14 protein-coding genes are annotated in these 17,902 nt (G+C 43.4%); 4 read left to right on the forward strand and 10 right to left on the reverse strand.

Annotation, left to right across the window (positions count from 1 at the left end; translation table 11 throughout):
• Positions 1-285 precede the first annotated feature (285 nt).
• Both MN869_RS10925 and MN869_RS10930 read right to left on the reverse strand, forming a co-directional pair.
• Positions 286-927, reverse strand: a complete 642-nt coding sequence (locus MN869_RS10925; protein WP_033133473.1) for a T6SS effector amidase Tae4 family protein — start codon at positions 925-927, stop codon at positions 286-288.
• A complete protein-coding gene (locus MN869_RS10930) occupies positions 917-1,447 on the reverse strand; it encodes a PAAR domain-containing protein (RefSeq protein ID WP_033133474.1) in 531 nt (176 codons plus the stop codon). Before MN869_RS10930 ends, MN869_RS10925 begins: the two co-directional genes overlap by 11 nt.
• Positions 1,448-1,850: 403 nt before the next feature.
• Here MN869_RS10930 and MN869_RS10935 point away from each other — a divergent pair, with 403 nt between their 5' ends.
• The gene (locus MN869_RS10935; protein ID WP_243307500.1) at positions 1,851-3,455 is read left to right on the forward strand and encodes a choline dehydrogenase; all 1,605 of its coding nucleotides are present in this window, start codon (positions 1,851-1,853) and stop codon (positions 3,453-3,455) included.
• A 39-nt stretch (positions 3,456-3,494) separates the two neighbouring features.
• On the opposite strand, the gene MN869_RS10940 is transcribed toward MN869_RS10935, so the two are convergent.
• From MN869_RS10940 to MN869_RS10950, 3 genes are all read right to left on the reverse strand, one after another.
• Positions 3,495-4,250, reverse strand: coding sequence for an NUDIX domain-containing protein (locus MN869_RS10940; protein ID WP_033133476.1), 756 nt, complete (start codon positions 4,248-4,250; stop codon positions 3,495-3,497).
• Between the two features lie 329 nt (positions 4,251-4,579).
• Positions 4,580-6,067 carry a nicotinate phosphoribosyltransferase gene (locus MN869_RS10945; RefSeq protein ID WP_243307502.1) on the reverse strand — a complete coding sequence of 496 codons (1,488 nt, stop codon included), beginning with the start codon at positions 6,065-6,067 and terminating at the stop codon, positions 4,580-4,582.
• Positions 6,068-6,085: 18 nt separating this feature from the next.
• A complete protein-coding gene (locus MN869_RS10950; protein ID WP_033133478.1) occupies positions 6,086-6,970 on the reverse strand; it encodes a phosphoribosyltransferase family protein in 885 nt (294 codons plus the stop codon).
• Between the two features lie 356 nt (positions 6,971-7,326).
• On the opposite strand from MN869_RS10950, the gene MN869_RS10955 reads away from it, so the two are divergent.
• On the forward strand, positions 7,327-8,502 hold the full coding sequence (locus tag MN869_RS10955) for a zinc-binding dehydrogenase (protein ID WP_005205683.1): 1,176 nt from the start codon (positions 7,327-7,329) through the stop codon (positions 8,500-8,502).
• A gap of 71 nt (positions 8,503-8,573) precedes the next feature.
• On the opposite strand, the gene MN869_RS10960 is transcribed toward MN869_RS10955, so the two are convergent.
• The 4 genes from MN869_RS10960 to betI form a co-directional block, all read right to left on the reverse strand.
• A complete protein-coding gene (locus MN869_RS10960; RefSeq protein ID WP_033133479.1) occupies positions 8,574-9,356 on the reverse strand; it encodes a TorF family putative porin in 783 nt (260 codons plus the stop codon).
• 65 nt (positions 9,357-9,421) lie between these two features.
• Positions 9,422-11,116 (reverse strand): choline dehydrogenase, encoded by a 1,695-nt coding sequence (gene betA / locus MN869_RS10965; protein ID WP_033133480.1) that lies wholly within the window; start codon positions 11,114-11,116, stop codon positions 9,422-9,424.
• Between the two features lie 91 nt (positions 11,117-11,207).
• Entirely contained in the window at positions 11,208-12,680 is a 1,473-nt protein-coding gene (betB, locus tag MN869_RS10970) for a betaine-aldehyde dehydrogenase (protein WP_004804721.1), read from the reverse strand.
• Positions 12,673-13,299 (reverse strand): transcriptional regulator BetI, encoded by a 627-nt coding sequence (betI, locus tag MN869_RS10975; RefSeq protein ID WP_004804724.1) that lies wholly within the window; start codon positions 13,297-13,299, stop codon positions 12,673-12,675. The genes betB and betI overlap by 8 nt, the downstream gene beginning before the upstream one ends.
• A 264-nt stretch (positions 13,300-13,563) precedes the next feature.
• Between betI and MN869_RS10980 the strand changes: the two genes are divergently transcribed.
• Together MN869_RS10980 and MN869_RS10985 are read left to right on the forward strand one after the other, a co-directional pair.
• Positions 13,564-15,174, forward strand: a complete 1,611-nt coding sequence (locus MN869_RS10980; RefSeq protein WP_033133481.1) for a BCCT family transporter — start codon at positions 13,564-13,566, stop codon at positions 15,172-15,174.
• Positions 15,175-15,291: 117 nt separating this feature from the next.
• Positions 15,292-17,352: a choline transporter gene (locus MN869_RS10985; protein ID WP_005312420.1), complete on the forward strand. Its 2,061-nt coding sequence runs from the start codon at positions 15,292-15,294 to the stop codon at positions 17,350-17,352.
• A gap of 52 nt (positions 17,353-17,404) precedes the next feature.
• On the opposite strand, the gene MN869_RS10990 is transcribed toward MN869_RS10985, so the two are convergent.
• Entirely contained in the window at positions 17,405-17,860 is a 456-nt protein-coding gene (locus MN869_RS10990) for a hypothetical protein (protein WP_171549344.1), read from the reverse strand.
• Between the last annotated feature and the right edge of the window lie 42 nt (positions 17,861-17,902).

Genomic DNA, 17,902 nt, shown 5'->3' on the forward strand with positions numbered 1-17,902 from the left:
AGGTCGCGGCGTACCAATTCACGATAAATGTAGAGATTAAAAATACAAGAACTAAGATCATGATGAATTTATAGCTCGCTTTTTTGGCTGCTATAAGATAACCAGCCAACATGCTTAAGATGAACCAAAACCAAGTATAGATCATTAAAAAGTTCTTAAATGAACCACTGCAACCTTCTATACATGGCCTTTTATGTTTTAATAAGTTAATAAAAATTTCATGCGAAAGTTGCATTAAAACAATGATAATGATGAGACTTAAGATAGGGTATATAATCTTTTTTATCATTTGACCTCAAAAAATAATATTCGCTTGGATTGAGCATAATCCGTATATTGATATCGACCTATATTCATTCTATTTATACCAAAAAAGAATCTAGGTACTGTTGTCCAATTATTGGTTAGCCTAAAATTATTCCATAGATCTATATGTCCTCCAGAGGCAATATCTCTAAGCTCTTCTAGCCCATCTCTTTGCCAAAAGTCTCCAAAGTAAACAATTCCTGTACGGCCTTTAATTTTTTTCTGCCAATCTTTGCCAGTGATATCCTCCGCTGGGCCGATACCACAAACTGGACGTGTTTGTAACCACTGGGCAAATTCATTTGCTCTTGTTGAGGTGGGTAATCCTTTTAAAAGTAAGCGACCAATAGTTGCTTCATTTTTTTCTGGTTTTATTAGTTTTTCTGAGAAAGAAGTCATTTTTATACCAGTGCGATGAAATGTAACACTCATTCGAATTGCACATTGATTTTCAAACTCGTCAGGTATTTTTCCATTTACAGTATAAGGTGGAGTTTTGTCACCATAGTAATTATCCCATAACTCTTTAAATGTTATTGGCACAATACCCACCATACTACAAGCCGCAACAGAACCTCGTTTGGGATTTGTTTTAACAGTCCCCGATTGATTAACTGGCATCACCACCACGCTTGGTGAGTGCTTCTTCACCTAAATAGAGTTTATAAGAAGCATGTCCCTCGGTTTCAATCCGTGGCAGTTTCCCATCAGTACCAATTGTGCCTTGAAAGATTTTACCGTCAGCTGTTTCGATCAAGTAGGGCATACCTTCGGCAAAACTAAACTCAGCTGCCACTTGTTCATCGAAAACCTGAGGGCTGCTGGTATTGAGGAAGTTGCTAACAGCGGATGAACTATTCGGGCCTGTACCGATTCCGTTATCTCTCACCACAAGGCTTTGATTCGGGAAAAAGGTTGCGCCGCAAGTGGCTTTGTCACCTGCCATAATAATTGTTCTAGTGCCTGCCATTAAAAAGCCTTTGCCTGAGGATTGAGCTGTAGCCATCACTTGGCATTTGGGGCAATAGTGCTTCATTCCTTCTACATGTGCTGGAATCCCTTCAATGAGAAAGGTGTGATCTGCCTCTTGTACTATGCCACCGTGGTCTGTATGACAACCTTTGGTGATGAGTGCCTTCATTATTTTATCCAGTAAATAATATTCAGTTATTTGAAAAATTTGTTTTAATAAAACTAATAAGTGATTTATTTACTTGGTTTGGCTATTCAAAGTAAAGTGGAATGCAAACATTGTCCTGATGTGTTAAAGGAGTAAGTTTGAAGTGTTGATTGATGAGTCCATTCTGAGCCTTTTGCCAGTTTTAAATAGACATGAATGAATATTATTAGGAGGTGACTTATTGGCTTCTGAAAGATTGCATTTTTACTGCAAGGGCATTGCTTGATTTGGCTATTGCGCTTTGAGGATGATCCAGTTAAGTTGCTTATATTGATATGAATTGGTTAGACAACTACAACAGTATTTAAATGCCGTGTTCGGCATAATGCTTCCACTTTTTAAAAAGAAAAAACAGAGTATAGCGATGACAGAAACAGCTTTTGATTTTGTAATTATAGGTGGTGGTTCAGCAGGATCGGTACTGGCTGGGCGATTATCAGAAAATCCAAATATTTCGGTATGTTTATTAGAAGCTGGTGGTGATGGCAATAGTTGGTTGGTGAATACACCTTCAGCAGCAGTGATTAGTATTCCGACTAAAATTAATAACTGGGCTTTAGAAACCATTCCACAAAAAGGATTGAATGGCCGAAAAGGCTATCAACCGCGAGGTAAGTGCTTAGGTGGAAGTTCTGCCATCAATGCAATGGTGTATATCCGTGGACATCGCAGTGACTACGATCATTGGGCTGCTTTGGGTAATGCGGGATGGTCTTATGACGATGTTTTACCATATTTTATAAAATCAGAGCATAACGAGCGCATTCGTAATGAATATCATGGGCAGCATGGTCCACTTAATGTCAGTGAATTACGTTCAGATAATCCTTATCAAAAAACTTTTGTTGAAGCTGCGAAGCAGGTGAATTATCCACTCAATGATGATTTCAATGGTGCAGAACAAGAAGGACTCGGTGTTTATCAGGTCACGCAAAAAAATGGCGAACGCTGGAGTGCTGCCCGAGGTTATCTATTTCCTCATTTAGGCCAGCGCTCCAATCTACATGTGATTACCAAAGCTTTGGTGTCAAAAATTGTGATTGAAAATGGTCGTGCTGTTGGGGTCGAATATAAACACAATGAACAAAGCACAGTTGTTCGAGCCAAGAAAGAAGTCTTATTGTCAGCAGGAGCATTCCAGTCACCACAAATCTTGATGCTATCTGGTATTGGCCCACGTCAAGAGCTTGAAAAGCACGGTATTCCCGTTGTTAAAGATTTGGCGGGTGTGGGTGAAAACCTGCATGACCATCCAGACTTTATTTTTGCTTATAAGACCAAGCAAATGGAGGGAACCTTTGGGGTGTCAGTGGGTGGAAGCCTAGATCTAGTCAAGCAGATTGGACGTTATCGTAAAGAGCGTCGCGGTTTGATCACCACCAATTTTGCTGAGTGTGGTGGTTTCTTAAAAACTCGTCCTGAGCTGGATAAGCCAAATCTACAACTGCATTTCGTGATTGCGGTGGTGGATAACCATGCGCGCACCATGCATATGGGACACGGGATTTCATGCCACGTCTGTTTGTTGAATCCGCGTGCGCGTGGTTCAGTCAAACTCAGTGGTAAACATGTGGATGATCCATTGCTGATTGACTTTAAATTCCTTGAGGATGAACAAGATCTTCAGGATATGGTCGATGGTTATAAAGTCACGCAAAAGTTAATGAACGCACCCGCTTTAAGTGAAAAAATTAAAGAGGATATGTTTACCGCCAATGTGCAGTCTGATGATGAAATTCGTGAGATTTTACGCCAACGTGTCGATACGGTGTATCACCCAGTCGGCAGTTGTAAAATGGGTGTGGATGAGATGGCCGTGGTTGATCCTGAACTGAAAGTCTATGGTATTGAGGGACTGCGAGTTATTGATGCCTCCATTATGCCAACCGTGGTGAATGGTAATACCAATGCACCGACGATTATGATTGCTGAAAAAGCGGTGGACTTAATTCGTCAAACGTGGAAGTAAACTTAAACGATCAGTAATTGGAGCTAAGCTAGAAATATCTTAGCTCTTTTCATTTTCAGCGTTGTTGCGTGGCGTTTCCAACATACGTGGAAAGGTGAAGTTATAATTTTCCAGTGCATAGCGAAACAATTGAGCAGGGCGCTTGCCGACAATTTTTTGCTGTCCTGTTTCTTCAACTGCACCTGCTTCCTGCATACGCCGTCTGAATGATTTCTTTTCTAATGTATGACCTAAAATAATTTCATAAATGGTTTGTAATTCGGTCAGGGTAAAAAGCTCAGGCATGAGACTGGCGGGTAGAGCGGTGTAACGGGTTTTGTTGCCAAGGCGATCATAAGCGAGTTGGAGCAGTTGTTGATGATCAAAGGCTAAATCCAGTTGTAATGCTTGATCGATCGGAAGCCATTGACTATGCTCAGTGGTGTGACTTGCTTGAATTTCAAATTTGTCAAAATCAATCAGGGCAAAATATAAAGCGGTAATCGACCAGCCGCGTGGATCACGATGTTGATTGCCAATGGTTTCGACTTGTTCTAGGTAAGGGGAATGAATCCCTGTTTTTTCAAGTAGTTTGCGGTGTGCCGTTGCCATTAAGTCTGGGTCGGTTTTTAAATCGACAAAGCCACCCGGTAGCGCCCATTTGCCTTTTTCGGGAAAGTTGGAGCGCTGAATCATTAAGACTTGTAATTGACCTTTTGCCACAGAAAAAATTGCCATATCGACCGTAAACAGTGGGGTGTCATAGTCTGTTTTTTGGTAGTGGGCAAGGTATTCCTGTTCGGACGTATAGGTCATTTGGTGTTATCTCATGGATGAGTGAATCAAGTATAAAGGTTTTTATAGATTTGAATGTGCTGTTTATAAATGAAAAAACAGTTTAGCTTGTTTCGGCATAGCAACATTCGTCATCGAGAAATCAAAACTTTTGTGTATTGGCAATTGCATACTTTTGGGGATAAGGCCTAAGCAAAAACTGTTCATTGCTGCGGTTAGTTGATGCTGCATCCTGAGCCCAGTTCAAAATAGCATTCTGAATTTCGTGCAAGATTGTTAAATGGGCGGCATTCATGCCGCCTGTCATGATGTAACGTAGATGAACTGCAAATTAGAGGTCTTGATATTGCTTAGACCAATCTCTCCCGAATTTGATCGAGCGAGCATTCTCTTAACAATTGACCATTTTCAAATACTGTTTGCAGTGCCCCCATCTTCTCCTGTTCAAAGCTTTGTTGATCAAAGAGCTCAAAACCATTTTCGGTTTGTTCAACCCGTAATAAGCCCTTGGCTGATTTTTTAACACCCGAGTCGGTCACTGGATCTTTAAACAGTTCGCGACCGACGCCATTGACCTGCCCCCACGTGGCTTTTACAGCAAAACCAAAGCTATCGCGAGTCAAATAGTTATAGGTATAGCTGCCAATTCCAAAAACCAGATTGTTGGAAGCAAAGCCTTTGGCTTCCAAACCTTTTAAGATATTTTGTGCACGTTCTAGGGTAATTGAGTCACCATAGATTAAGCCAACACGCTCATTCAGTACTTTATAGCCTTGCGTTGTTTCTGTGCCGCCAAAAATCTCCCATAAACATTGCACTGCACCTTTATAAGCAGGACTATCTCGCTCAGCATCAGGATCGCCGCAGATAATTTTCACGGGATCACCTGAGTCAGGGCGAAACACCACTTTGGCGAGTCCGAGGGCATTCGGTTGGCGTTTTAAAATCTCTGCTTTTAATTCCACGCTAAACTCGGTAATCACACGCCAGAAATCCCAAGTATCTGAAACGATACTGACTACCCCAGCAGGATAAAGCTCACAGATCAGGCGTCTAAAGGTTTCGATTTCACTTTCTTCACTGCCCATACACATCACACTGTGTTCTGTTGCAGGCACTGAAACACCGATGACACCAGTGGCGTTATAATATTCTTCAGCATAGTCAATTGATGCAACTGAATCGGTACCGATAAAACTGGTCAAGTGCCCCACGCCTGATTGGGCTGCATCATAGATCCCACTCATCCCACGGCTACTAAAATCATGGCCTTGAACAGCAACAAAGTCTAAAGGTGCACCTGTTTTTTCTGCATATTGGGTCAACAAGCGTTTGTATTCATAGGCAATGCTGGCGGTGGTACAGCTTTTCCAGAGTTCGGCACTGAGCACGGTTTCAATATAGTTGGTTAACCAAAAGAAATTCGGATCAGTATTGATGATGGTCAATACTGGTACTTTGATATTGACGCGGCTACCTTCTGGCAAGGCTTTAATTTTTAATGGTAAATAACCAAGATCGTGCAAGGCTTCGATGTGCTCGACGGGCACAGCACCTTCACCTAAAGCGTTGTCCATACGGCGTTTATAGGCTGCCACCACTTTGGCTTTAGCTTGATTGAAGAAGCCTTCATTCCAAGTTTCAATCAGAAAGTGTTTGATAAAGCCTTGCAGACTAAAGAACACAATCTTGTCATCAAAGTCAGGCAGCATTTTGGCTAAACGTGATGAACGCGGGGTAAAGTTGGCATAGACGTATTCAGTTCCCACTGGATACTGGCGACGGTGGTCTGCTTTATAGAAATCAATTGCATTGAGTGGGTTAATTTTAATACTCATTTTTATCGGCCTTTTGCTTTAATCTTGATTTTGAAAATTGATGATATTGAGTTTGCTTGCTTCTGCTTGTGGCAGGCTATTGCTGGTAAAGAGCTGATCGACCAAGCCATCAAATACCGCGAGACCTTTGCTAAAAATGCCATGGGTGACATACAAAATAATGTTTTGGCAATTTAGGCTGCGTAGTTGTTTGGCAATACCAATAAAGGTGGCACCACCATCGCAAATATCATCGGTGATCACGGCTGTTTTTCCTGTCAAATCAGGGCTATCCACCGCCGTTGTTCTAATTTTGCCAGTGCTTGGATCACGTTTCTTTTCACAGTGAATCACTTCAATGGTCTGTTGGCGTTTCGGATTGATACCGTTTGCAATCGCTTGGGTGCGTTGTATTGCACCTGCATCAGGGCAGATCAATACCGTATTGTCGGCGCTTAAAATCTGCATTAATGCTGGGCTTTGCTGGATAATCTCAATCGGTTCAATATTGATTACCTGTTGGAAGCTGGTATTTTTGCGTAACAGCTCAAGGGTCACTGGGCTATGGCAATCCCACACCACAATTTTCTGACGTTGTCCCACAAATTTTTCGCTATTGCTATTCAATAGCTTGGTCATTAAATCTAGAGAGAAGGCCTGACCTTGTGCACAGATACGGTCTTGACGTGCATAGGGAAAATAAGGGATTTCCACCGAAAGGCGAGTGCCTTGTTCTAGTAACACATTTTCCAATAATAGATAATCCATCACATCTGTACTGTTCTGAAGTGAGGCTTTGATCTGCGTGTCAGCTTGTAATTGGTTCAATAACTCAGGTTGTAGTTGAATATGACGTTCACCACCTGAAAACTGCAAAAACTCGATGGGAACATTGGCTTGAGTTGTCATAAGTTGAATCGTCATTTTTAATTTCTCTTTTATAGTGGCTTAAAGCCAGTAAATATATAGTGTCATAAAGACACTATTAAATGCAAGGTTTAAATTTGATTGTTTTAATAAAAATAGGGAAGCAATTTAGAAAAATAGATTCATCTATTTGAAGTTAAAAGAGAATAATTTTTAAACTTTTTTTGAATCAATTGAGCGATTTTAAAATACATCATTTGCTGACTTTATTACTGCGATATATTGATATTTAGGTCATAGTTTTTGACAATTATCCTTGTCAGGATTGAGTCATGTGTTGTTTGCTTGGTACAGCAACGGGTCAAAGTGCTAAAAGCGAACAATGGGAATAAAACAAAAAAGGAAAGCATCCTATGAAATCTCTGATTTGTCATAACGCTGAGTTAAAACTGGAAGACAGCCTTCAATTGGTTCCTGCAAAGGGGCAAGTCTTACTTGAAGTGGTACGTTGCGGTATCTGTGGTTCTGATTTACACATGCAGCATCACTGTGATCATATGCATGATTTGGCAGCGCGAGTTGGCTTTAATGGGGTGGCAAAGTCCTCGGATAAATTGGTTTTCGGGCATGAGTTCTGCGGCAAAGTCTTGGATTACGGTCCAAAAACACGCCGTAAATTGAAAGCCGATACTTTGGTTTGTGCCATGCCCTTATTAAATGTCGATCCACAAGGCTATGTGCCGACGGGGCTGTCACCGAGTGCTTCAGGTGGTTATGCAGAACAGGTCTTAGTGCAATCCAGTTTGATGTTTGAAGTGCCGAATGGTTTAGATGCGGACAGTGCCGCACTGACTGAGCCGATGGCTGTTGCGCTGCATGCAGTACGTCGTAGTCGAATCAAGAAAAATGAGCCAGCGATTGTGATTGGCTGTGGTCCCGTGGGTTTGGGTGTGATTATTATGCTCAAAGCAGCGGGTGTCAAAACCGTAGTCGCCAGTGATTTTTCACCGAATCGCCGTCGCTTGGCCGAGCAGTGTGGTGCAGATATCTTGATTGATCCTAAACAGCAATCGCCATTTAGCAGTTGGAAAGAGCTTGGCTTATTGGGCAATGTCTCAGAAGCGATTAATATGGGCATGGGGATTTTTGATAAGGTTCAGACCTACTCATTACCGTGGGTGAATGCCATGCGTGTCGGGGATAAACTCGGGTTACTGCCAAAACGTCCGGTGATTTTTGAATGCGTGGGTGTGGCTGGGATCATGCAGCAGATCTTGGAGGGTGCACCTTTATTCTCACGTATTGTCGGAGTAGGGGTTTGTATGCAAAGTGATAAGATCGAACCTGCGTTGGCGATCAATAAAGAATTAGAAATCCAGTATGTGCTGGGTTATACCCCACTTGAGTTCCGTGACACCCTGCATATGATTGCGGAAGGTAAAGTTGATTGTTCACCATTGATCACGGGTGTGGTCGGTTTGGAAGGCGTCGGCAATGCGTTTGAGGCGCTGCGCGACCCAGAGCAACATGCCAAGATTTTGATTGATCCAAAACGTGCAGGTTCAACGATTGAACTGATCAAGCCTTAATATTCAAGATTCTAAAAAGCCGCTTTCAATGAAGCGGCTTTTTTATGTCAGAAGTCTTGATCCCGTTTGGATTAGAAACTTTTGGTCAATGACAGGGTTACGGTTGAATCAATCGGATTCGATACTTTGGCGTTGGGATTACCATTGCTGTATTGCTGATAAAAACCGTCTTTATCCCATGCTTTGCTATAGGTCAAGCTGCTTGAAAGGTTATATGGCAGTTCTTTGTTGACGGCAAAACTGGCATCTTGGAAGCTGGCTGCAGAAAAGTTTTTAATGCGTTGGTTGCCATAATGGGCATCGACAGACCAACCTTGCGTAATCGGTTGATGCCAATTGACATCCAAATACCCCGAGCCACGTGAATGCTTATTGTTGCCGACGCCCAAAGTATCCGAGTTATTGCCGAAATAATCTTGGGTATAGGTCATCGCATATTTAACGCTGAGTGGCCCATAGCTGATCTCAGGGATAATTTCCCCATAATCAAAACGGGTATGGCCGGTATCCGCAGTGGTTTTTGCCCCAGGATAATAGTAATAAGCGACTTTGGTGCCAACGGTGATATCACCAAAACTGTGGCTATAGCCAGTATATACATCCCACTCGACCGAGGCATCCCGAATAAAATGATCACTTACCGTCGATGCCCAAGTCCCTGCATAAAAACCGTTGGCATGGTTGTAATCCAGTCCACCTTGTAAGGCAGGTTTACCCCAAGTTTGTTGAAAACCGCGAGAAACGTATTGGCTGGCCGCAGTGATATTGGCCGAGTAGGGTGAAGGGGTTTCAGTGGCGTGGGTGCTTTGAAAGTAAAAAGCCAAAGGTGCAATTAAGAATAAAGTTTTTTTCATCATTTCTCCCTGAATGAAGTGAAACCCGAAGCTGAGCTTCGGGTATCCCCTGAGGAATATCTTCCTTATAGTATTGGACGTAACGGCGCTTGACGTACAGGTGCTGTACCCGCTTTGTAATAACCCGCTTCAGAGCGAGGGAGTTTCTTGCCACGGATTTTATCGGCAATTTTTTCTGCGATCATAATGGTGGTGGCATTCAGGTTACCAGTAATGATCAGTGGCATGATGGAAGCATCAACCACACGTAAGCCTTGTACGCCATGAACGCGACCTTGACCATCGACTACGGCCATATCGTCTTCGCCCATCTTACAGCTACATGATGGGTGAAATGCTGTTTCGGCATGGGTGCGGACGAATTCATCTAGTTCTGCATCGGTTTGGATATGTTTACCCGGACTGATTTCTTCACCACGATATGGATCAAGTGCAGGTTGCGCCATGATTTCACGGGTGATACGGATCGCATCACGGAATTCACGCCAGTCTTGTTCAGTTGACATGTAGTTGAACAGAATACTTGGATGCTCAAACGGATCTTTTGATTTCAGCTTGATACGACCACGCGACGGTGAGCGCATTGAACCGACATGGGCTTGGAAGCCATGCTCTTTTACTGCATTACTACCGTTGTAGTTAATCGCAACAGGTAAGAAGTGATATTGGATATTCGGCCAGTCAAACTCTTCCGAGCTACGGATAAAGCCACCCGCTTCGAACTGATTGCTCGCGCCAACGCCAGTGCCATTGAATAACCATTCAGCACCGATTGCAGGCTGGTTATACCATTGCAGTGCAGGGTAGAGTGATACAGGTTGCGTACATTGGTATTGCAAGTACATTTCTAAGTGGTCTTGCAGGTTCTCACCTACGCCCGGCAAGTCATGCACGACATCAATATCCATCGATTTCAGGAAGTTGCTTTCACCCACACCTGAGCGTTGCAAGATTTGTGGCGATGCAATTGCACCTGCACAGAGCAAGACTTCACGTTTCGCTTGTGCCTGTTTCATATTGGCTTTGTCTGCACCAATAATATATTCCACACCCACGGCCTGTTTTTGATTGAACAGGATGCGGTTGGTGGTGGCATGCGTGACGATGGTCAAATTCGGACGACCTTTGGCTAGATCCAGATAACCACGGGCTGTACTAGAACGGCGACCTTTTGGGGTCACAGTACGGTCCATTGGGCCAAAGCCTTCTTGTTGATAACCATTTAAGTCATCGGTACGTGGGTAACCTGCCTGTACGCCTGCTTCAACCATGGCATGGAATAAGACATTGTTGCCATTTTTAGGGGTTGCGACGGATACTGGACCCTTGTCACCGTGGTAGTCATTACCACCGATATCACGAGTTTCGGCTTTTTTGTAATACGGCAAGCAGTCTGCATAGGTCCAGTCTTCCAGACCTTTCATTGTTGCCCACTGATCCAAGTCCATGGCATTACCACGGATATAGCACATGCCGTTAATCAGAGAAGAACCACCTAAGCCCTTACCACGACCACACTCCATACGGCGATTGTTCATGTGTGGTTCAGGATCGGTTTCATAGGCCCAGTTATAGCGACGACCTTGTAAAGGAAAAGCCAAAGCAGCTGGCATTTGAGTACGGAAATCTAAACGGTAGTCTGGACCACCTGCTTCCAATAATAAAACAGTCACGTCTTTGTCTTCAGTCAGACGTGTTGCGAGCACATTTCCGGCAGATCCTGCGCCAATGATAATGTAGTCATATGCTTGAGTATTCATCGTTATCCCTTTTTCTATTCTTGAGGATGCCGATGCAATCATGGGATTGCTCGGCATTGAGGATTAATTTTGAGGGTGAAAGCTAAGGGCATTAGAAAATGCTGTGATACTCACCCAACTCAACTTGAACGGATTTGATACGGGTGTAATGACCCAAAGTGGTTAAGCCATTTTCACGGCCAACACCAGATTGCTTGTAGCCACCGACTGGCATTTCCGCAGGCGATTCGCCCCAGGTATTGATCCAGCAGATACCTGCTTCAAGTTGATGAATCATGCGATGCGCTTTGGTGATGTCTTGTGTCACAACACCTGCGGCTAAGCCAAAGGTGGTGTCATTGGCACGACGGATTACTTCTTCCTCAGTTTCATAGCTGAGAATGCTCATCACTGGGCCAAAGATTTCTTCTTGCACAATTGCCATATCATCTTGGCAGTTGCTGAATACCGTCGGGAGTACATAAGCACCTTTGGCTAAGTCGCCTTCAGTGGCACGGCCACCACCGATCAACAGTTTTGCACCTTGCTGTTTGCCTGACTCAATGAAAGACAACACTTTTTCCATATGCGGGAAACTGGTGAGAGGTCCGAAATTGGTTTGCTCAGCCATCGGATCACCGATACGGATACGTTTTACCCGTTCCACAACGGCTGCTTCAAAGTCAGCAAGCAAGGCTTTTGGTACAAACACACGGGTACCATTGGTGCAGACTTGACCTGAGCTAAAGAAGTTTGCCATCACTGCGATATCCGCAGCGCGGTCGAGGTTGGCATCATCACAAATAATCAGGGGGGATTTACCGCCCAGCTCCATCGTGACTTCTTTCAAGGTTGAACCCGCAGCACTGGCCATCACTTTCTTGCCTGTTTCGACACCACCCGTGAACGAGATTTTTTCAATCACAGGATGTTCAGTTAACCATTGACCGATATCACGACCCGCACCTTGGACCACGTTAAATACGCCGTCTGGTACGCCCGCTTCGGTATAGATTTCAGCAAGTTTAAATGCAGTCAGTGGGGTGGTTTCGCTTGGTTTGAAAATCATGGCATTACCCGCTGCTAGGGCAGGCGCAGATTTCCACATGGCGATTTGAATTGGATAGTTCCAAGCACCGATACCAGCCACTACACCGAGGGGTTCACGACGAGTATAAAAGAAGCTTGATTCGCGCAGTGGCACTTGCTCGCCTTGAATCGCGGTTGCAAGACCTGCGTAGTATTCGAGTACATCTGCGCCTGTTACGATATCCACAGTTGAGGTTTCGCTATAGGCTTTACCGGTATCGAGGGTTTCGAGCTGGGCAAGTTCGTCATTACGTTCACGTAAGATATCAACTGCACGACGTAAGATGCGTGAACGCTCCATCGCCGTCATCGCTGCCCAGATTTTTTGGCCTTGTTGTGCGCTTTGAACAGCCGCTTCAATGTCTTGTTGTGATGCTTGTTGAAGTGTTGCGATCACTTCACCGTTGGCAGGGTTAATGCTGTTAAATGTTTTGCCACTGGTCGCTGCGACATAACGTCCGTGGATATATAACTGGTGAACTTGTGCATCACTCATTCTGTTTCTCCTGCAAAGGCTTGTTCGCAAATTGAATTTGCGTTTTTACATAATCGTAAGCAATGGAACGGGCCAGTTGGCTGTCAAACTCGTCGTGACTACTTAAACTGCCGCGTAACCATAATCCGTCAATCAAAGCTGCTAATCCGCGAGCAGCGATGCTTGCCTGTTGTTTATCATCGACCAACATAAGAAAATAATGTTTCAAGTTGGAATACAGGCGTTGATCATTAATTCGTTGTAAACGTCCAAGTTCGGGAAGGTGCATACTGGCAGACCAAAAGTCTAACCAGACCCGCATGGCTTGTTTGTTGACCTGACTGATATCGAAGTTGGAATCAATAATGGCCTTGATCTGGCTTTCTGGATGCGTATCTGCTTCGGCTTTGTATTGGTCAGTCTTTTGACGCAAAACGTTGAGCATTTCTTGCATACAGGTATTGATCAATCCCTGTTTGTCACCAAAATAGTGACTCACAATACCAGTCGATAGTTCGGCCTTTTTTGCAATCTGTGCAATGGTGGTATTGGATAACCCCACTTCAGAAATTACATAAAATGCGGCGCTAATAATTTCTTCACGTCGCACATGCTCTGGTTTTACTCTACGCTTTGTCATGCTTATCCATTTAAAGCCCTGCCAAGGTGCTTTTTATTCAACATTTCTCGATGTAGAGCATCATAACATTTTTTTATCATACTTTTTATTGATTGAACGTTCAATCAATAAAAAGTATAATCTGTAAAAATCAATGAATTTTTGATTGGAAAGAATAGAAGTAGCGTAATAAATCAAAGATTCTTATGGATAAGGCGATAAGCAGAATTGAACACTTATCACATTATTTTTTAAGAAAAAACACCAATTGCAAGGAGCAAGAACATGGTGTCAGAAAGTAATGAAGGGTCCCCATCTGAACCTATACGTTTAAATTTGTTTGTTTTTTGGAGCTCCGCAATCAGTATCGGCATTTTTGGCCTATTGTTTGTGTTGTTTCCACAGCGCAGTCAGTTCTGGTTAACCTATATACAAGGGCAGGCCAATCAATTATTTGGCTGGTACTACATGCTGGTGATTGTAGTTTGTTTAGGTTTTGTCGCATGGCTGGCTTTTTCTCGGGTTGGGCAGATTCCTTTAGGTAAAGATGACGATAAACCTGAGTTTGGCTATCTGGCTTGGGTGTCGATGCTGTTTTCCGCAGGAATCGGGATTGCGCTGCTGTATTACGGTGTAGCTGAACCCGTTGACCATTTTATTCGACCGCCAGAAGGTCAGGGTGGAACCATTCAAGCCGCACGTGATGCCATGATGTATAGCTTTTTACATTGGGGCATTCATGGTTGGGTGTTGTATGCCTTATTGGGTGTGACACTCGGTTATTTTGCTTTTCGTCAGAACTTGCCATTGGCGTTGCGCTCTGCGCTGTATCCAATCTTTGGTGAACGTATTCATGGTTTGATCGGTGATTTTGTCGATGGTTTTGGGATTTTAGCCACAGTCATTTCTTTGGTGACGAATCTCGGTATTGGTGCTTTGGTACTGGTTTCGGGTGTACATTATCTCTTGCCTGAGATTCCAAATAACCAAACCACTCTAATTACGGTGGTGTTGCTGATGATGTCAGTTGCGACCATTACCACTGTGGTCGGGATTGAAAAGGGCTTGGCTTGGTTATCGCGTATCAATTTGCGTTTGCTCTATGCGCTCTTGCTGTTTGTATTCCTTACAGGACCAACCAACCATTTGCTCAATGGATTAGTACAGAACGTGGGTGATTATCTCGATCATTTTCTAGCGAAGAGCTTTGATATGTACCTCTACAATGCCAAAGCAGGTGAGTGGTTAGGTTCATGGACAGTGTTCTATTGGGCATGGTGGATTGCATGGGCGCCATTCGTAGGTATGTTTATTGCGCGTATTTCCAAAGGCCGTACCATTCGTGAAGTTGTGCTCGGTGTCTGTCTGATTCCATTAGGTTTTACGTTGGCTTGGATCTCGATTTTTGGTAACACCGCAATCTATTTTATTTTGGAACAAAAGCAAAAAATCTTAGGTGATCTGGTGTTAACCGATCCTGCTTTGTCCTTATTTAAGCTTCTCGAATTTCTACCATTCAATCCTTATGTTGCTGGGATTGTTGTTGTGATTTGTTTCGTATTGTTTTTGACCCCTGTGGGTTCTGGTACACTCATGATCGCAAATCTGTCCTCGAAAGGGGGTAGCAATGAAAGTGACTCACCGATTTGGTTGCGAATTTTCTGGTCTGTGGTGATTACCATTGTCAGTATCGGGCTGCTGTTGGCAGGGAGTTTTCACTCTATGCAAAGCGCTGTGGTGCTGTGTGGTTTGCCATTCTCCGTTATTATTTTGCTGTATATGTTTGGCTTGGCCAAAGCACTGAAACAGGATCAATTTAGTCCTACACCACCGCAAGTGATAACGCAGGTAACTCAGTCATCACATCACACCACTGAAAAATCAGAAATATTGTAATTCGGGTAAATAACTTTTGTTTTTCATTTTCTATTCAGATATGTCTTTTCATTGATCTCGTGATGAAAAGACGTGGATGAATATTTTCTTTTTCTTCTCTAACTCCCTGAGGATTGTATGGCGACAGATAATCCAAGAGCGGTTGATGATGCTACATTAGCGAATAAAGACCATTTAAATCGTGTGGTCTTCTATGTTTCAGCTCTACTTATTTTAACATTTGCACTTGTTACGATTTTATTTAACGATTTTGCCAACCATTTACTCAACGTGGTGCTGGCTTGGGTCAGTGATAAATTCAGCTGGTATTACCTATTAGCTGCAACATTGTATTTAATCTTTGTGGTTTTTATTGCTTGCTCACGTTATGGCGATATCAAACTTGGTCCTAAGCATTCCAAACCTGAGTTTAGCTTACTCAGTTGGTCAGCGATGTTGTTTGCGGCGGGGATCGGAACAGATTTAATGTTCTTCTCTGTTGCAGAACCTTTATCTCATTATATGAATCCGCCTGTGGGTGAAGGTCAAACCTATGAAGCTGCGCGTCAGGGTATGGTTTGGACGCTGTTCCACTATGGTTTAACGGGTTGGGGCATGTATGCGCTGGTCGGGATGGCCTTGGGCTACTTTAGTTATCGCTATAACCTACCTCTCACCATTCGTTCCGCGCTCTACCCAATTTTTGGTAAAAAAATTGATGGTCCAATTGGGCATAGTGTAGATATTGCAGCAGTTATCGGGACCATCTTTGGTATTGCCACCACCTGTGGTATCGCCGTCGTCCAGATCAATTATGGTTTGCATGTCTTATTTGGTTGGCCTGAAAACCTGTTGATTCAGTCGGCACTGATTTTGGTTGCTGTGATTGTCACCATTATTTCGGTGACAGCTGGGGTCAATAAAGGTATTAAGGTTTTATCTGAAATCAATATTTTTGCCGCAATTGGCTTAATGTTGTTTGTCTTGTTCTTGGGCAATACCGGATTTTTACTCAATGCATTGGTACAAAACTTTGGTGACTACATCAGTCGATTCCCAAGTTTGGCCTTGGAAAGTTTTGCCTTTGATCAGCCTAAGGATTGGATGAATAGCTGGACCTTGTTCTTCTGGGCATGGTGGGTAGCTTGGTCACCTTTTGTCGGTCTGTTCTTGGCGCGGATTTCCCGTGGTCGTACCATTCGTGAATTTGTTTGCGGTACCTTAATTATTCCATTGTTGTTTACCATCACATGGTTATCTATTTTTGGAAACAGTGCTTTATATAACGTCATTTTTGAAGGCAATACGGCACTGGCTCAAACGGTTCTAACTGATCCTGCGCATGGTTTTTATGACCTATTGGCGCAATATCCGTGGTTTGCATTTATTGCAGGTGTGGCGACGATTACAGGTCTGTTGTTCTATGTAACCTCTGCCGATTCTGGTGCGTTGGTTTTAGGGAACTTCACCACTAAATTTTCCAATGTTGATAATGATGCGCCACGCTGGTTAAGAGTGTTTTGGGCAACGGCAATTGGCTTGCTCACCTTGGCAATGCTGATGGCAAACGGGATTACCGCGCTACAAAGTGCTACGGTAATCATGGGCTTACCCTTTAGTTTTGTCATGTTGTTGGTGATGGCGGGTCTGTACAAGTCTTTGCGTCTGGAAGATTATCGGAAGGCGAGTCGTAGTATGAATGCAGCGCCCGTGGTCGGAAACGTGGATATCCTGAACTGGAAAAAGCGTTTAGCCCGTGTGATGCATCACCCAGGTACCAGTGAAACCCAACGCATGCTTGATAGTGTCTGTGAGCCTGCAGTACGCACAGTTGCCGATGAACTGGTTAAACGTGGTATGCAAGTCGATGTCACCCAAACAGCATTGGAAGACAACGATGCACTCTATCATTTAGATTTAACCATCTACTTGGAAGAAGAGCACAACTTCGTTTATCAAATTTGGCCGGTACGTTATATCGCGCCTAACTTCAGTGAACGTGGTAAACGCGGTAAGCAGTTCTACTACCGTCTGGAAACCTTCTTGTATGAGGGTTCGCAGGACAATGATCTGGTTGGATACACCAAAGAACAGGTGATTAACGACATTCTTGATAAGTACGAACGGCATATGACTTTCTTGCATATCAATCGTATTAGTCCCGGAAATCGTCCTTTGTATCCAGACTCTCAAGATTAGTCTGCTGAATAATAAAAAACCTCACGTGAAGTGAGGTTTTTTATTGGCCTGATTATAAGGCGCCATATTTTTGCCATGTTTCACCCGTTTCATAGGTTTCATAGTGGCTTTTGAGTTCATGCAGCGATTGGGTCTGGTAGATCGCAAAGATGATCATGATCAAGAATAAGCTGATCAATTTAATGGCGCGTTTATTCTTATATTCATCTGAATAGAGGTAGAAAATACAATAGAAGGCAATCATCAAATAGGTGCAAAACAGTGAGTTAAACACCAGATAAATCAGCAAGGCAGCGGTCGTCACCAAAGCAATTCGGTTTTTTAAAATCGTTGGGCGCAAGCTCAGAATGTTCAATATCAAAAGGCCAAACGAGGTCCAGAATAGATAGGCATGCCCACCGATAATGACGATATAGGTCGATTGCAGCCACAGCAAGACCAGCCATACAAAAACGGAAAAAATAATAAATTTAGAGAGGCCTGAAGACGCGGGCAAAGTATGTTTCATATGACATTGAATTTTAAAATAACTATTTGTTTAATACGGGGA

Origin of the sequence: Acinetobacter sp. NIPH1876 (genome assembly GCF_022808535.1) — a bacterium.
Taxonomy (GTDB): domain Bacteria; phylum Pseudomonadota; class Gammaproteobacteria; order Pseudomonadales; family Moraxellaceae; genus Acinetobacter; species Acinetobacter higginsii.

Bases quoted from the DNA above. Each gene is read 5' to 3' on its own strand.
- MN869_RS10925 (WP_033133473.1), bottom strand. From the start codon at position 927: ATGCCAGTTAATCAATCGGGGACTGTTAAAACAAATCCCAAACGAGGT.
- MN869_RS10930 (WP_033133474.1), bottom strand. From the start codon at position 1,447: ATGAAGGCACTCATCACCAAAGGTTGTCATACAGACCACGGTGGCATA.
- MN869_RS10935 (WP_243307500.1), top strand. From the start codon at position 1,851: ATGACAGAAACAGCTTTTGATTTTGTAATTATAGGTGGTGGTTCAGCA.
- MN869_RS10940 (WP_033133476.1), bottom strand. From the start codon at position 4,250: ATGACCTATACGTCCGAACAGGAATACCTTGCCCACTACCAAAAAACA.
- MN869_RS10945 (WP_243307502.1), bottom strand. From the start codon at position 6,067: ATGAGTATTAAAATTAACCCACTCAATGCAATTGATTTCTATAAAGCA.
- MN869_RS10950 (WP_033133478.1), bottom strand. From the start codon at position 6,970: ATGACGATTCAACTTATGACAACTCAAGCCAATGTTCCCATCGAGTTT.
- MN869_RS10955 (WP_005205683.1), top strand. From the start codon at position 7,327: ATGAAATCTCTGATTTGTCATAACGCTGAGTTAAAACTGGAAGACAGC.
- MN869_RS10960 (WP_033133479.1), bottom strand. From the start codon at position 9,356: ATGAAAAAAACTTTATTCTTAATTGCACCTTTGGCTTTTTACTTTCAA.
- betA (WP_033133480.1), bottom strand. From the start codon at position 11,116: ATGAATACTCAAGCATATGACTACATTATCATTGGCGCAGGATCTGCC.
- betB (WP_004804721.1), bottom strand. From the start codon at position 12,680: ATGAGTGATGCACAAGTTCACCAGTTATATATCCACGGACGTTATGTC.
- betI (WP_004804724.1), bottom strand. From the start codon at position 13,299: ATGACAAAGCGTAGAGTAAAACCAGAGCATGTGCGACGTGAAGAAATT.
- MN869_RS10980 (WP_033133481.1), top strand. From the start codon at position 13,564: ATGGTGTCAGAAAGTAATGAAGGGTCCCCATCTGAACCTATACGTTTA.
- MN869_RS10985 (WP_005312420.1), top strand. From the start codon at position 15,292: ATGGCGACAGATAATCCAAGAGCGGTTGATGATGCTACATTAGCGAAT.
- MN869_RS10990 (WP_171549344.1), bottom strand. From the start codon at position 17,860: ATGAAACATACTTTGCCCGCGTCTTCAGGCCTCTCTAAATTTATTATT.